This window comes from Rhodovulum adriaticum (genome assembly GCF_004345735.1).
Taxonomy (GTDB): domain Bacteria; phylum Pseudomonadota; class Alphaproteobacteria; order Rhodobacterales; family Rhodobacteraceae; genus Rhodovulum; species Rhodovulum adriaticum.
This window is the reverse complement of record NZ_SLXL01000003.1, coordinates 294795-309073: the sequence shown is the minus strand read 5'-3', so window position 1 is coordinate 309073 and position 14279 is coordinate 294795. Positions and strand designations below refer to the sequence as shown.

11 protein-coding genes, 2 tRNA genes, 1 pseudogene and 1 CRISPR repeat array are annotated in these 14279 nt (G+C 66.4%); of the genes and pseudogenes, 13 read left to right on the top strand and 1 reads right to left on the bottom strand.

Going from position 1 to position 14279, the window contains the following annotated elements:
- Positions 1 to 87 precede the first annotated feature (87 nt).
- The 11 genes and pseudogenes from cas5c to EV656_RS07535 all read left to right on the top strand — a co-directional run bounded on the left by cas5c (position 88) and on the right by EV656_RS07535 (position 9839).
- Positions 88 to 786: a type I-C CRISPR-associated protein Cas5c gene (gene cas5c / locus EV656_RS07585; protein WP_132601747.1), complete on the top strand. Its 699-nt coding sequence runs from the start codon at positions 88 to 90 to the stop codon at positions 784 to 786.
- A pseudogene (gene cas8c, locus EV656_RS16955) lies at positions 783 to 2515 on the top strand (type I-C CRISPR-associated protein Cas8c/Csd1). The gene cas5c and the pseudogene cas8c overlap by 4 nt, the downstream one beginning before the upstream one ends.
- Positions 2512 to 3462 carry a type I-C CRISPR-associated protein Cas7/Csd2 gene (gene cas7c, locus EV656_RS07575; RefSeq protein WP_132601745.1) on the top strand — a complete coding sequence of 317 codons (951 nt, stop codon included), beginning with the start codon at positions 2512 to 2514 and terminating at the stop codon, positions 3460 to 3462. The pseudogene cas8c and the gene cas7c overlap by 4 nt, the downstream one beginning before the upstream one ends.
- Positions 3462 to 4112 (top strand): CRISPR-associated protein Cas4, encoded by a 651-nt coding sequence (gene cas4 / locus EV656_RS07570; protein ID WP_132601743.1) that lies wholly within the window; start codon positions 3462 to 3464, stop codon positions 4110 to 4112. The genes cas7c and cas4 overlap by 1 nt, the downstream gene beginning before the upstream one ends.
- Positions 4109 to 5143 carry a type I-C CRISPR-associated endonuclease Cas1c gene (cas1c, locus tag EV656_RS07565; protein ID WP_132601741.1) on the top strand — a complete coding sequence of 345 codons (1035 nt, stop codon included), beginning with the start codon at positions 4109 to 4111 and terminating at the stop codon, positions 5141 to 5143. Before cas4 ends, cas1c begins: the two co-directional genes overlap by 4 nt.
- Before the next feature lies 1 nt (position 5144).
- Positions 5145 to 5435: a CRISPR-associated endonuclease Cas2 gene (cas2, locus tag EV656_RS07560; RefSeq protein ID WP_132601739.1), complete on the top strand. Its 291-nt coding sequence runs from the start codon at positions 5145 to 5147 to the stop codon at positions 5433 to 5435.
- Positions 5436 to 5613: 178 nt separating this feature from the next.
- Positions 5614 to 6450: direct repeats of the CRISPR family, unit length 32 nt; unit sequence GTCGCCCCCCTCGCGGGGGCGTGGATCGAAAC.
- Between the two features lie 111 nt (positions 6451 to 6561).
- Complete coding sequence (gene ade / locus EV656_RS07555; RefSeq protein WP_132601737.1) at positions 6562 to 8262, top strand: adenine deaminase; 1701 nt, start codon at positions 6562 to 6564, stop codon at positions 8260 to 8262.
- A 96-nt stretch (positions 8263 to 8358) separates the two neighbouring features.
- A complete protein-coding gene (locus tag EV656_RS07550; protein WP_132601735.1) occupies positions 8359 to 9294 on the top strand; it encodes a pirin family protein in 936 nt (311 codons plus the stop codon).
- Positions 9295 to 9400: 106 nt separating this feature from the next.
- Positions 9401 to 9477, top strand: a tRNA-Asp gene (locus EV656_RS07545).
- Positions 9478 to 9506: 29 nt separating this feature from the next.
- A tRNA-Asp gene (locus EV656_RS07540) sits at positions 9507 to 9583 on the top strand.
- A 25-nt stretch (positions 9584 to 9608) separates the two neighbouring features.
- Entirely contained in the window at positions 9609 to 9839 is a 231-nt protein-coding gene (locus tag EV656_RS07535) for an RND transporter (protein WP_132601733.1), read from the top strand.
- 33 nt (positions 9840 to 9872) lie between these two features.
- Here the strand turns inward: EV656_RS07535 and EV656_RS07530 are convergent, their stop codons facing one another.
- Positions 9873 to 11246: a M20/M25/M40 family metallo-hydrolase gene (locus EV656_RS07530; RefSeq protein ID WP_132601731.1), complete on the bottom strand. Its 1374-nt coding sequence runs from the start codon at positions 11244 to 11246 to the stop codon at positions 9873 to 9875.
- Between the two features lie 488 nt (positions 11247 to 11734).
- Between EV656_RS07530 and hemA the strand changes: the two genes are divergently transcribed.
- Entirely contained in the window at positions 11735 to 12958 is a 1224-nt protein-coding gene (gene hemA, locus EV656_RS07525) for a 5-aminolevulinate synthase (protein WP_132601729.1), read from the top strand.
- A 115-nt stretch (positions 12959 to 13073) separates the two neighbouring features.
- A complete protein-coding gene (locus tag EV656_RS07520; protein ID WP_132601727.1) occupies positions 13074 to 14279 on the top strand; it encodes a helix-turn-helix domain-containing protein in 1206 nt (401 codons plus the stop codon).

Here is a 14279-nt window from a genome sequence, read left to right as displayed (position 1 = left end):
CTTGCCACGAGGACAACTAAAACAACAGGCTTTTTCCCTTGTGCCACTCAACCTCAGGGATAATCTGAGCGTCATTCGAGGTGACCCATGGCTTATGGAATTCGATTGCATGTCTGGGGGCGCAATGCCCTCTTCACGCGGCCCGAGCTGAAGGTCGAGCGTGTCAGCTATGACGTGATGACGCCCTCGGCCGCCCGGGGCATCCTGGAGGCGATCCACTGGAAACCTGCAATCCGCTGGGTCATCGACCGCATTCATGTGTTGGAGCCGATCCGCTTTCAGTCCATCCGCCGCAACGAGGTGGGGCACAAGGCGCCCACGGGAACGATCAAGAAGGCGATGAAACGGGGCGATGTGGGCGGGCTGCAAATCCTGGTGGATGAGAACCGGCAACAGCGCGCCGCGACCGTTCTGGTCAACCCCGCCTACGTGATCGAGGCGCATTTCGAGCTGACCGCCAAGGCCGGGCCCGACGACAACGAGGGCAAGCACCTGGATATCTTCAACCGCCGCGTCGCCCGGGGGCAGTGTTTTCACCAGCCCTGCCTTGGCACGCGCGAGTTCGCGGCGTATTTCGCGCCGGTCGCCCCCGATGCGGCCTTGCCAGCGCGCAACCCGGTGATGGAAACGCCTGAACACGGCTTTGGCGCCCCGCGCGACCTGGGCTTGATGCTGTGGGACATCGACCATGCCGCCCCCGGCCGCCCCTCGCTGTTTTTCCGCGCCCGGCTGATCGAGGGCGTGCTGGAGGTGCCCGCGCCGGACAGCGCAGAGGTGCTGCGATGAGTATGCTGGCCTCGCTGGTGCGGGCGTATGAGCGGCTGCCGGAAAAGCCGCCCATTGGGTATTCGACCGAGAAGATCGGCTTTTGTGTGGGGCTGACCCCGGACGGGTCGGTGGCAGAGGTGATCGACCTGCGCGCGGACGACAAGAAGCGCTCGCCCCGGTTCATTCTGGTTCCCCAGGCCGTCAAGCGCACGGCTGGCATCGCGCCCAATTTCCTGTGGGACAAGACGGCCTATGTTCTGGGCGTCACGGCCGGCGCGGGCAAGCGCACCGCCGAGGAACACGCGAAATTCCGCGAAAGACACCTGGAACTGCTGTCGGGCGAAGACGACGCCGGCCTGTCCGCGCTGGCCCGGTTTCTGGAAAACTGGACGCCCCAGGCCTTCGTGCCGCCGCTGTGGCCCGAGGCGATGCTGGACCAGAACCTTGTGTTTCGTCTGGCTGGGGAACGCGGTTTCCTGCATGACCGGCCCGCCGCGCAGGCCCTTTGGGCGCGGAGCGGGGCCGAGGGGGCAGCCGATCCGCAAATCTGCCTTGTGACCGGCCATTCCGCCCCGGTGGCGCGCCTGCACCCCTCGGTAAAGGGGGTTGGGGTGCGCAGTCCTCGGGTGCCAGCCTGGTTTCCTTCAACCTCGATGCCTTTGCTTCCTATGGGCACGAACAGGGCGACAATGCCCCCGTGTCGGAAACGGCGGCCTTTGCCTACACGACGGCGCTGAACCGGTTCCTGGAAAAGGACAGCGACCACCGGCTGCAGATCGGCGACACCTCGACCGTGTTCTGGGCCGATGCCGCGGATGCCGCTGCCGCCGCGCAGGCAGAAAGCGTTTTCGGGGCCTTCTGGGATCCTGCAATTGCCGAGAAGAAGGCCACGCAGGACATCGGCACACAGTTGGAACGCATCCGGCGGCAGCAGCCGCTGGCCGAGGTGGCGCCGAACCTGGACAAGGGCGTGCGGTTCTGCGTTCTGGGCCTTGCCCCCAATGCCGCGCGGCTGTCGGTGCGGTTCTGGTGGGAAAACGATTTCGGTACGCTGACGCGCCACTACCAGCGCTTTCTCAGCGACATGCACCTTGACCCGCCGCCGCGCGATGACTGGCCGCCGCTGTGGCGGTATCTGATTGAACTGGCGGTTCAGGGCAAACGCGAGAACGTGCCGCCGCTGGTCGCGGGCGAGTGGATGCGGGCGATCCTGACCGGCACACCCTATCCGCTGACGCTGCTGTCCACCGCGCTGATGCGCATCCGCGCCGACGGCGAGGTCAACGCCCTGCGCGCGGCCATGCTGAAATCCGTCCTGATCCGCAATTTCGCCGAGGAGGTTCCCGTGGCGCTTGATCCTGCGAACACCAACAAGGGTTACATCCTGGGGCGGCTTTTCGCCGTCTATGAAGAGGTTCAGCGCGCGGCCTTGGGGGGGCATGTCAATGCCACCATCAAGGACAAGTTCTACGGTGCGGCCTCGGCCTCGCCGCAGAAGGTGTTCCGGACCCTGGACGCGGGGGCACAGAACCATTTTGCCAAGCTGCGCAAGCTGAGCCCCGGCCGGGCGGTCAACCTCGAAAAGCTGCTGGGTTCCATCATCGAGTTGATGGAGCCGGGGGACGACCCGATCCCCGCAACGCTAGCGGCCCAGGAACAGGCGCTGTTCGGCATCGGCTATTACCACCAGCGCAGCGATTTCTTTCGCAAGCACGACGACACGCCCATCACGGAGTCCGATCAATGACCACGCTTTCCCGCCGCCACGATTTCGTGCTGATTTTCGACGTGACGAACGGCAACCCGAATGGCGACCCGGATGCGGGCAACCTGCCGCGGCTCGACCCCGAAACGAACCACGGGCTGGTGTCCGATGTCAGCCTGAAGCGCAAGCTGCGTAATTATGTAGACCTCGCCAGAACAGGGGAGTCGGGGCACCATATCTACGTTCAGGAAGGTTCGATCCTGAACGAGAAGCACCGCCAGGCCTACGCGGCGATCCGCGGCGACGAAAAATCGAAGAAGGACGCCAAGCTCAATCCGAAAAGCGATGACGAGGCCAAGGCCCTGCGCGACTGGATGTGCGCCAACTTCTTCGACGTGCGTACCTTTGGCGCGGTCATGTCCACCGGCATCAATTGCGGGCAGGTCAAGGGCCCGGTGCAGATGACCTTCGCCCGCTCGGTCGAGCCGATCCTGCCCGTGGAAATCTCGATCACCCGGATGGCCGCGACCAACGAAAAGGAAAAGAAGGAGCGCGTCGAAGGCGCGGACGACAACGAACGCACCGACAACCGCACCATGGGCCGCAAGCATATCGTGCCTTATGGCCTGTACGTCGCGCATGGTTTCGTCTCTGCCAAGTTCGCCGAACGCACCGGATTTTCCCTGGCCGATCTGGACCTGCTGTTCGAAGCGCTGACCAACATGTTCGAGCATGACCGCTCCGCCGCGCGGGGCGAGATGACGACGCGCAAGCTGATCGTGTTTGCCCATGACAGCGCCTTGGGCAATGCGCCCGCCCATACGCTGTTCGACCGCGTCCGCATCGGGCGCAATGTCGATGGCGAGCTTCGGGCGCTGGATGACAAGGGGCTGGGCAACCTTGCACCCGCGCGCAGGTTCGCCGACTACCGGATCGAGATCGACCGGGACGGCCTGCCCGCGGGGGTCGAGATCCGCGAGCTGGCCTGATGCACCCGCCGCCCGCCGAAGAGGAGCCGATCCCCATTTCGGCGGTGCAACACGCGGTCTACTGCCTGCGCCAGGCGGCGCTGATCCATATCGAGCGGCTCTGGGCGGAAAACCGTTTTACCGCCGAGGGCGACGTTCTGCATGCGGTGGCCGACAAGGGTGGCCGCCGCAAGGCGCGCGGCGTGCGGCGGGTGCATGCGCTGCCGCTGGGGGCGGCACGGCTGAACCTGACCGGGATCGCCGACCTGGTCGAGTTCCACCCCCTGGACGGCGGCGGCGAGCAGGCCTTTCCCGTCGAATACAAGCGCGGCAAGCCGAAACTCCACCGCGCCGACGAGGCGCAGCTGTGTGCCCAGGCGCTCTGCCTTGAAGAGATGACCGGCCAGCCGGTGCCCGATGGGGCACTGTTCTATGCCCAGACCAAGCGGCGCGTGAACGTGCCCTTCGATGCAGATCTGCGCGCCCTGACCGAGGCCGTCATTGCCGAGCTTGCCCAGGTGTTCGCATCGCGTGCCACGCCCGCGCCCATGCCGCACCGGTCCCGCTGCCGGGCCTGTTCGCTGGCCGATCTCTGCCGTCCCGATACGGTGGCCCGCCCGGTGAAACGTTGGCGCGACCAGACCCTTGCACGGCTGTTGGACGCACAATGAAGAAGCTGCTGAACACCGTCTATGTCACGACCGAGGGCGCCACCCTGCGCCTGCAGGGCGAAACCCTGGTCGCAGAGGTCGAAGGGGTGGAAAAGACCCGCGTTCCCCTGCACATGCTGGCCTCTGTCGTGGCGTTCGGCCCGGTGCTGTTGACCCCCGCCCTGATCGCCGCGTGTGCCGAACGGGGGATCACCATCGCGCTGATGGGGCGCAACGGCCGTTTTCAGGCGCGCGTCGAGGGGCCGGTCTCGGGCAATGTGCTGCTGCGCCGGGAACAGTACCGCCGTGCCAACACGCCCGAGGATATCGTCCGCTCGATCGTTCTGGGCAAGGTGTCGAACCAGCGCGCGTTGATCCGGCGGGCGTTGCGCGATTACGGGTCGGAAATGGACCCGGAGGCGGGTGAAACGCTTCGGGCCGCTTGCGACCGCATGGCACGGATTCTGCGCCGGGTGCAGCTTGCCGACACGACGGTCGATGAAATGCGCGGATCAGAGGGCGAGGCCGCGACGCTGTATTTCGCCATCTTCGACCACCTGATCCGCGCGCCCGATGCCGAACTGCGCTGGACGTCCCGCTCTCGTCGCCCGCCGCGCGACGCGATGAACGCGCTGCTCTCTTTCCTTTATACGTTGCTGACCCACGATTGCCGGTCCGCCTGCGAGGCGGTCGGGCTGGACCCCGCGGTGGGGTTTCTGCACCGGGACCGCCCAGGCCGCCCCAGCCTTGCCCTGGATATGATGGAGGAGCTCCGCGCGCCGCTGGCCGACAGGCTGGCGCTGTCACTGGTCAACCGGCGTCAACTGCGTGCCGCCGATTTCCGCCAGATGGAAAGCGGCGCGGTCCTTTTGAGCGACGAGGCGCGCCGCACGGTCCTGGCGGCCTGGCAGGACCGCAAGCGCGAGGAACGCCGCCATCCCTTCCTTCAGGAAAAGGCGCCGTTCGGCCTGGTTCCCTATCTGCAGGCGCAGCTTCTGGCGCGGCACCTGCGGGGCGATATCGACGCCTATCCCCCATGGTTCTGGAGTTGAGATGCTGGTTCTGGTTACCTACGACGTGAACACGCTTGAGGAGGGCGGCAAGAAACGCCTGCGCCGGGTGGCAAAGGCCTGCGAGGATTTCGGCCAGCGCGTCCAGTTCTCGGTTTTCGAGATAGAGGTGGATCCGGCACAATGGGCCAGGCTGAAGGCGCGGCTCGAAGGTATTATCCACCCCCAGCATGACAGCCTGCGATATTACTACCTCGGCTCGAACTGGAAACGAAAGGTCGAACATGTCGGCGCCAAACCGGCGCTGGACCTGAATGGCCCACTGATCATCTGACCCCGCGAACCCCAAGCGTGCAGCCGATACAGGCCGGGTTCGCAGGTCCGCAGCTCTTTGACATCCTGAAGAAAACCGGAAAACGCCCCATCCGGGGGCGGCTTGTTCGGGCCGATACGGCACGTTCGCAAACCGGGTTGGATTTACTCCGCCGCCCTAGATGCTTACCTGTCAGACAGTCGCCCCCCTCGCGGGGGCGTGGATCGAAACCCGTGGGTTGGACGCGACAGCGCGGACTGGCGCAAGTCGCCCCCCTCGCGGGGGCGTGGATCGAAACCCCATGACCGTGGTGCCGCCGGAAAAGAGCGAGGGTCGCCCCCCTCGCGGGGGCGTGGATCGAAACATCATCGGCGGGCCGGACGCGCCCGCCGGGCCCACGCGTCGCCCCCCTCGCGGGGGCGTGGATCGAAACAGCTTGCCGGCGGCTCGGGCGATGAGGGCACGCTGTCGCCCCCCTCGCGGGGGCGTGGATCGAAACTGCCGACCGAGCGGCCCGGCCCGCATATCCATGGGTCGCCCCCCTCGCGGGGGCGTGGATCGAAACTCCTGGGCGCAAGCCAATCTCGCCCCGGACCTGGTGTCGCCCCCCTCGCGGGGGCGTGGATCGAAACAGGCCGTGGAAGGCCCCGGACGCAGGCGCGCATATCGTCGCCCCCCTCGCGGGGGCGTGGATCGAAACTTTGCATAATGTGCAAAGAAGTCCTGGCCGCCCCGTCGCCCCCCTCGCGGGGGCGTGGATCGAAACGCCCCATTGCTTGAAATGGAATGCGACGCCCGCCGAGTCGCCCCCCTCGCGGGGGCGTGGATCGAAACATCCGCAGCCAGCAGCGCGGCCTCCATGTCGGGGGTCGCCCCCCTCGCGGGGGCGTGGATCGAAACAGGTTGGCTATGTCGAAGGGGGTCTTGCTGTTGGGTCGCCCCCCTCGCGGGGGCGTGGATCGAAACCCTCCCCGGCGGGGATAAGCCGGGCACCACTCGCGGACGTCGCCCCCCTCGCGGGGGCGTGGATCGGAACTTTGGGGGGGCGGCGCGGTGAGGCCGGTTTCTGCCGTCCCTCACCACGCCCCGTCTTGATCCTGACGCACCGGCTTGCGAGGCTGCCTTTAACCGCAGAGGGAGTCGCCCCATGTCCCAGCCGTCGCTTTCCGATCTGATTTCGCAGGGGCGGGGCGAGGCGCCCGCCGATCTGGTGCTGCGGGGTGGGCAGGTCTTTGACCTTGTCACCGGCGAGATGGTGCCGGGCGATGTGGCGATCTGCGGCGACACCATCGTCGGGATCGGTGCCGATTACGAGGGGCGGCGGGTGATCGACGTGACCGGCTGTACGCTGGTGCCCGGTTTCATAGACACGCATCTGCATATCGAAAGCTCGCTGGTCACCCCGTTCGAGTTCGACCGCTGCGTCTGCCCGCGCGGGATCACCACCGCGATTTGCGACCCGCACGAGATCGCCAATGTCATCGGTGTGCCGGGGATCGCGTATTTTCTGGACGCATCGGCCCGCACGGTGATGGACATCCGGGTGAACCTGTCGTCCTGCGTGCCCTCGACCGAGATGGAAACCTCGGGTGCCAGGATCGACGCCGAGGCGCTGGCCGCGCTGATGGACCACCCGCGCGTGATCGGGCTGGCGGAATTCATGAATTATCCCGGCGTGATCTTTCAGGACCCGGGCGCGCTGGCCAAGCTGGAGGCGTTTCGCGGCCGCCATATCGACGGGCATGCGCCGCTGCTGTCGGGCCGCGACCTGAACGCCTATATCACCGCCGGTATCCGCACCGAACATGAGGCGACCAGCGCCGAAGAAGCCAGGGAAAAGCTGCAAAAGGGCATGCGCGTTCTGATCCGCGAAGGGTCGGTTTCCAAGGATATGGCCGCGCTGCGCCCGCTGCTGAGCGAACGCACCGCGCCCTATATGTGCCTGTGCACCGATGACCGGAACCCGCTGGATATCGCTGAATACGGGCATCTGGATTACATGATCCGCTGGATGATCGGGCAGGGGACGGAACCGCTGGCCGCCTATCGCGCGGCGTCGCTGTCGGCGGCAGAGGCGTTCGGGTTGAAGGATCGCGGCCTGATCGCGCCGGGCAAGCGGGCCGATATCGTGGCCTTGCACGACCTGGCCGGGTGCGAGGCGGAACTGGTGATCGCGGGCGGCGTGGTGGTGGACGAGGCCGCCTTTGATGCGCGGGACGAAATCGCGCCGGTGGGGCGCGACTCCGTCACCGCCCCTGAAATCACGGCCGACAGTTTCCGCGCTGCCTCCAACGATGCGGAAACCCATGTGATCGGCATCCTGCCCGGCAAGATCATCACCGAACACCTGATTGAGGAGATCGTTCCGGTCGATGGGGCGAAACGGGCCGATCCCGCCCGCGACCTGGCCAAGATCGCCGTGGTCGAACGCCACGGGATCAATGGCAATATCGCGGTGGGGTTCGTGCGGGGCTTTGGGATGGCCGATGGCGCGATTGCATCTACCGTTTGCCACGATCACCACAATATCGTCGTGGTGGGGGCGGCGGATGCGGATATGGCACTGGCCGCCACGCGCCTGACGGAAATCGAGGGCGGCTTCGTCGTGGTGGGGCAGGGCACCGTGCTGGCCGAACTGGCCCTGCCGGTTGCTGGGCTGATGAGCCTGGACCCCTTCGAGATGGTGGAGGCGCGGCTGGACCACCTGCGCGCGGCCGCGCGCAGCCTTGGCGTGACGCTGGAGGAACCTTTCCTGCAACTGGCCTTTCTGGCGCTGCCGGTGATCCCGGCGCTGAAGATCACCGATCGGGGCATGGTCGATGTCGAGAGGTTCGAGATCATCGGCTAACGCGGTGTGCGATTGCACATGCGATGTGCCGTGACCGGCCTGTCGTGATCCGCCGCAAACGCTACCTCTGAGACTATAATTGCCGGAGGAGTTGCCATGAGCTGGAATCCCGCCCTCGACCCGCATTGCCCGACGGGCGATGGGATCGACGCGATCGACACGCTGATCGTGCCCCGTGCCCGCGATATCGGCGGCTTTGAGGTGCGCCGCGCCTTGCCCGCGCCCCGGCGGCAGATGGTCGGCCCGTTCATCTTTTTCGACCAGATGGGGCCGGCGGAATTCGTGACCGGGCAGGGGCTAGATGTGCGCCCCCACCCCCATAGCGGTCTGGCGACCGTCACCTACCTGTTCCGCGGGGCGCTGCATCACCGCGACTCGCTGGGTACCGACCGCTGGATCGAGCCCGGCGCGGTGAACTGGATGGTGGCGGGCCACGGCATTACCCATTCGGAACGGACCGACGGGGCGGTTCGCGCGCAACCACACGCCCTGTTCGGCATCCAGACCTGGGTGGCGCTGCCCGCCGGGGCAGAGGACGACCCGGCAGGCTTTGTCCATGTCGGACAAGACGCGTTGCCGTTGCTGGAGGCGGAGGGAAAGCGCGTGCGGCTGATCCTGGGCGAGGCCTGGGGCGCGCGTGCGCCCGTCGATACCCCGTCAGAGATGTTCTATGCCGATGCCGAGCTGGCGCCGGGGGCGGGCCTGCCCTTGCCCGACAACCACGAGGACCGCGGCGTCTATGTCGTTTCGGGCAGTGTGCGCATCGCTGGCCAGGATTTCGAGGCGGGGCAGATGATGGTCTTTCGCCCCGGCGACCGGGTCAGCCTGCATGCGGGCGACCAGGGCGCGCGCGTGATGCTGCTGGGCGGCGCGACGCTGGAGGGGCCGCGGTATATCTGGTGGAATTTCGTGGCCTCCTCAAAAGAGCGGATCGACGCGGCGAAAGAGGCATGGCGCGCCGGTGACTGGGCGCATGGCCGCTTTCAGCTGCCGCCCGGCGACGACGCAGAGTTCATTCCGTTGCCGGGGTGATGAATCTCGGGCCGCTTGGCGTGATATTTCCGGTCCGAGGGCGCTTGACGCCGCCGGAGCCCGCGCCTAAAAGGCACCTCACGCCGGGCGATGCCCGGAAGGCGCTGCGGTTGTAGCTCAGTTGGTTAGAGTACCGGCCTGTCACGCCGGGGGTCGCGGGTTCGAGCCCCGTCAACCGCGCCACCGCCTTCCGAAAACGCCCCGCGAAATGCGCGGTTGTAGCTCAGTTGGTTAGAGTACCGGCCTGTCACGCCGGGGGTCGCGGGTTCGAGCCCCGTCAACCGCGCCACTTTCCTCAAGCCGCTGGACATGTGATGGCCCGTTTCCTGGACGAATTGCCCTTGTCGCTGGCCCTGATCATGGCGCTGACGCTGGGCCTGGCCCCGTTCACGCCCGAACCGCATATCTGGGAAAAGCTGAAGATGCTGGCCGCAGGTGATTTGCGCCGCGGGATCGACATTTTCGATCTGTGCCTGCACGGCGCGCCGTGGCTGCTGCTGTTGGCCAAGCTGGGGCGCATGGGCATGAGGGCGCGCCGGGGCTGAGGGGCGGCGCCGCCCCCCAACCGCCTGCTTTGGTCAGTCGGCCAGCGCCGCCAGGATCCGCGCCCAGCTGCGAATCCCGCGGTGGAAACTGTCCAGGTCGTATTTCTCGTTCGGGGAATGGATCGCGTCGTCATCCTTGCCGAAACCGATCAGCATGGATTCCAGCCCCAGGATTTCCTTGAAATGTCCCGCGACGGGGATCGATCCGCCGCAGCCCACGAAGGCGGCCTGTTTCGGCCATTCGTCGGACAGCGCCAGGCGCGCCTTTTCAAATGCCGGGTCGTCGATCGACATTTGCGAGGCGCGGGATGCGCCGTGGTCGGAAAATTCCACGCTGCAATCGGGGGGCATCATGCCCCGGACCATGGCGCGGAACGACTCCCGGATTGCCAGCGGATCCTGATCGCCCACCAGGCGGAAGCTGATCTTGGCGCTGGCCCGCGAGGGCAGCACGGTCTTGAAGCCCGCGCCGGTATAGCCGCCGACGATCCCGTTGACCTCGCAGGTGGGGCGCGACCAGATCATTTCCAGGGGCGAGCGGTCGGCCTCTCCGGCCGGGGTGGACAGCCCGACCTCGCCCAGGAATTGTCCGGCATCGAAGCCCAGATCGCGCCATTGCTGCGCAACGGCTTCGGGCAGTTCGGGCACGCCGTCATAGAAACCGGGCACAGTCACCTGGCCGGAATCGTCGTGCAGCGCCGCGATCGCGCGGGCCAGCGCCCGGATCGGGTTCATCGCGGGACCGCCGAACATGCCCGAATGCAGGTCTTTAGAGGGGCCGGTGACGGTGACCTCTTCGCCCAGCAATCCGCGCAGCATGGTGACAATGGCCGGGCGATCCTCGCCGAAAAGGCCCGTGTCGCAGATCAGCGCGATGTCGGCGTCCAGTTCGGTCCGGTTCTCTTGCAGGAAGGGGACAAGCGAGGGCGAGCCGGATTCCTCTTCGCCTTCGAAGAACATGGTGATCCGGGCGGGCAGGGTGCCATGCACTGCCTTCCATGCGCGGCACGCCTCGACAAAGGTCATTAGCTGGCCCTTGTCGTCACAGGCGCCGCGGGCGCGGATGACCTTGCCCTTTGGGGTATCCTCGATCGCCGGATCGAACGGGTCGCGATCCCACAGGTCCAGCGGATCGACAGGCTGCACATCATAGTGACCGTAAAACAGTAGGCGCGGGCCGCTTTCGCCGCCCTTGCCCATCACCATCGGGTGGCCCGGGGTTGTGCGCGGTGCGGCGTCGAACCCGATGCCGCGCAGATCCTCGGCCAGCCAGTCGGCGGCGCGGGCGCACTCGGCTGCGTAGGCCGGATCGGTGGAAATCGAGGGGATTCGCAGGAACGTCATCAAACGGTCCAGCGCAAGCGGCAGGTCGTCGTCGATTCGGGTCAGGACGGCATCGAGTGTCATGGCAGGCTCCGGTCTTGGATCGGGGGCGACCCTATCAGCCATGGCCGTCCTGTCCAGCAGGGGCGGCGGCGCAGAACTTGACCGAAATCAAGGCGCTGTCCTGCCGTCCGGCGCTTAGTCTGCGGAATGTGGAGTGCGCGACTCTGCCCGTTTTCGGCCAATCTGCGGCCCAGCCATGCCCCCGCGCCCGGATCGGAACCCGTGTTTCCGATCGGAACGCAGGGGCCAAAGCAGATGACGGATTTGCGAAGAAAACGGGCATTCGCCGCGACAAGTTGCTTCGACATACCGCGTTTTTCGAATATGAAAGATGGCGGGAGATGAGGAGAGTCATGCGGCCGATCCGCCAAACTGAGGCGCGGCCAAGGACCGAAAGCCGGGCATAAAGCCCCGGCGCGCAGAGGGAAGACCCGGCCGTGTCCCGCCCACCATCAGGGCGTAGACCGGGAGAAGAGCGGCCGGCAGGCCCGAAACGAAGGAGAGACCTGGTGGATTATACTGCAGCACTGGACGCCGCCATCGGCAAGCTTCACGAGGAAGGCCGCTACCGCACCTTCATCGATATCGAGCGCCGCAAGGGCAGCTTCCCCGAGGCCGTGTGGAGCCGTCCGGACGGCGAGCAGCAGGACATCACCGTATGGTGCGGCAACGACTACCTTGGCATGGGGCAGCACCCGGTCGTGCTGGAGGCCATGCAGGACGCGATGCTGGCCGCCGGCGCCGGTTCGGGCGGCACGCGCAACATCTCGGGCACCACGGTCTATCACAAGGCGCTGGAAGCCGAGATCGCCGACCTGCACCAGAAAGAGGCCGGCCTGATCTTTACCTCGGCCTACAACGCCAATGACGCGACGCTGTCCACCCTGCCGATTCTGTTCCCGAATCTGGTGATCGTCTCGGACGAACTGAACCACGCCTCGATGATCCAGGGCATCCGCCGCGGCCGCTGCGAAAAGCACATCTTCCGTCACAACGATGTCGCGCATCTGCGCGAAATCCTTGAGAAAATCGAGAAGGGCCGCCCGATCGTCATCGCCTTTGAATCCGTCTACTCGATGGATGGCGATTTCGGCCCGATCGAGGAAATCTGCGACCTGGCCGACGAATTCGGCGCGCTGACCTATATCGACGAGGTGCACGCGGTCGGCATGTACGGCCCCCGCGGCGCGGGCGTGTGCGAGCGGGACAACCTGATGCACCGCATCGACATTATCAACGGCACCCTGGCCAAGGCCTATGGCGTGTTCGGTGGCTACATCGCCTCCTCGGCGAAAATGTGTGACGCCGTACGCTCTTACGCGCCGGGCTTCATCTTCTCGACCTCGCTGCCGCCGGCGGTGGCCGCAGGTGCCGCGGCATCGGTCCGGCACCTGAAAACCGACACCGCGCTGCGCGAGACCCACCAGGACCGCGCCCGGGTGATGAAGGCGCGCTTCAAGGGGCTGGGCATGCCCTGCATCGACCATGGCAGCCATATCGTGCCGCTGATCGTGGGCGACCCAGTGCACACCAAGCGTATCTCGGACATGCTGCTGGAGGGCTACGGCATCTACGTCCAGCCCATCAACTTCCCCACCGTGCCCCGCGGGACCGAGCGTCTGCGCTTTACCCCCTCGCCGGTGCACACGCCCGAGCAGATGGATCACCTGATCCGCGCCATGGACGAGCTGTGGTCGCACTGTGCGCTGAATCGCGCCGAACTGACCGCCTGACGCGCTGAGCGGGTGCACGGCTGCCCCCGCATGTGCTAGCGTCTCGTCAATTGGGGCGGCGATTCCTTCGGGTCGCCGTCCGCAGGGGGCAATAGCACAAGCTCGGGGCGGTTTGATGATCAGGCTTAGACGGTCGCGTACAGCGGCCGAAGCATCCCAGGACAACCCCAAAGGGTTCGACGCGTTCGAACTTCGCCTCGGTGACGTGATGCGGGGCGAACGGGCGACCTTGGGCAAGTCGCTGCTGGATGTGCAGCGTGAACTGAAAATCCGCGCCACCTATATTGCCGCCATCGAAAACGCCGACCCCACCGCGTTCGAAACGCCCGGGTTCATCGCGGGCTATGTCCGGTCCTATGCGCGGTATCTGGGTCTTGACCCGGAATGGGCCTACCGCCGGTTCCGCGAAGAGGCGAATTTCGACACCGTCCACGGCATGGATGCCGCCGCCGCGGCCCCGCGCCCCGCGCCCAAGGCCGTGCCGGCCGAACGGCGCGATCCGCTGGCCGATCCCAACGCGATTTTCGTGCCGCGGGGCGAGGCGTTGATCTCCCGGATCGAGCCGGGGGCCATCGGGTCCAGTCTGGTGCTGATCGCGCTGATGGCGGGCCTGGGCTATGGCGGCTGGTCGGTGCTGCGGGAAATCCAGCAGGTCAAGGTTGCGCCGCTGGATCAGCAGCCCGGTCTGATGGCCGATATCGGCCCCCTTGCTGGCGAGGACAGCGCCGACCCCGTGGCGCCGTCGCCATCGGCCGATGCGATGGACCGGCTATACCGTCCGCAGGTTCTGGACCGCCCCGTGCTGGTTGCGCGCGATGCCCCGATTGCGACGCTCGACCCCGGCGAGATCGGCGTTTTGCTGCCGCCGCAGCGCACGGCCGCGGCCCCGGCGCCGGTTTCCACGCCGCTGCAACGATCCGAAACCGTCGCCTCGGCCCCCGCAGGCAGCAGCGACCAGCCGGTTCAGGTCGTGGCCGCCGACACCACGCCCGAGATCGCCATCCTTGCGGTGCGCCCCGCCTGGGTGCGGGTCAGCGCGCCGAACGGTTCTGTCCTGTTCGAAAAGATCCTGGATGCGGGCGAACGCTACGTCCTGCCCGAAACCGAGGAACCGCCGCTGCTGCGCGCGGGCAACTCGGCCTCGGTCTATTTCTCGGTCGGCGGGCAGACCTATGGGCCCGCCGATGCCAGCGGCCGCGTGGCAAAGAACGTGGAACTGTCCCCCGATGCGGTGGCGCAGCGCTATCAGGTGGCAGACATCCAGTCGGACCCCGATCTGGCCGTCGCCCTTGCCCAGGCCGAGGGCACGCCCGCGCAATGA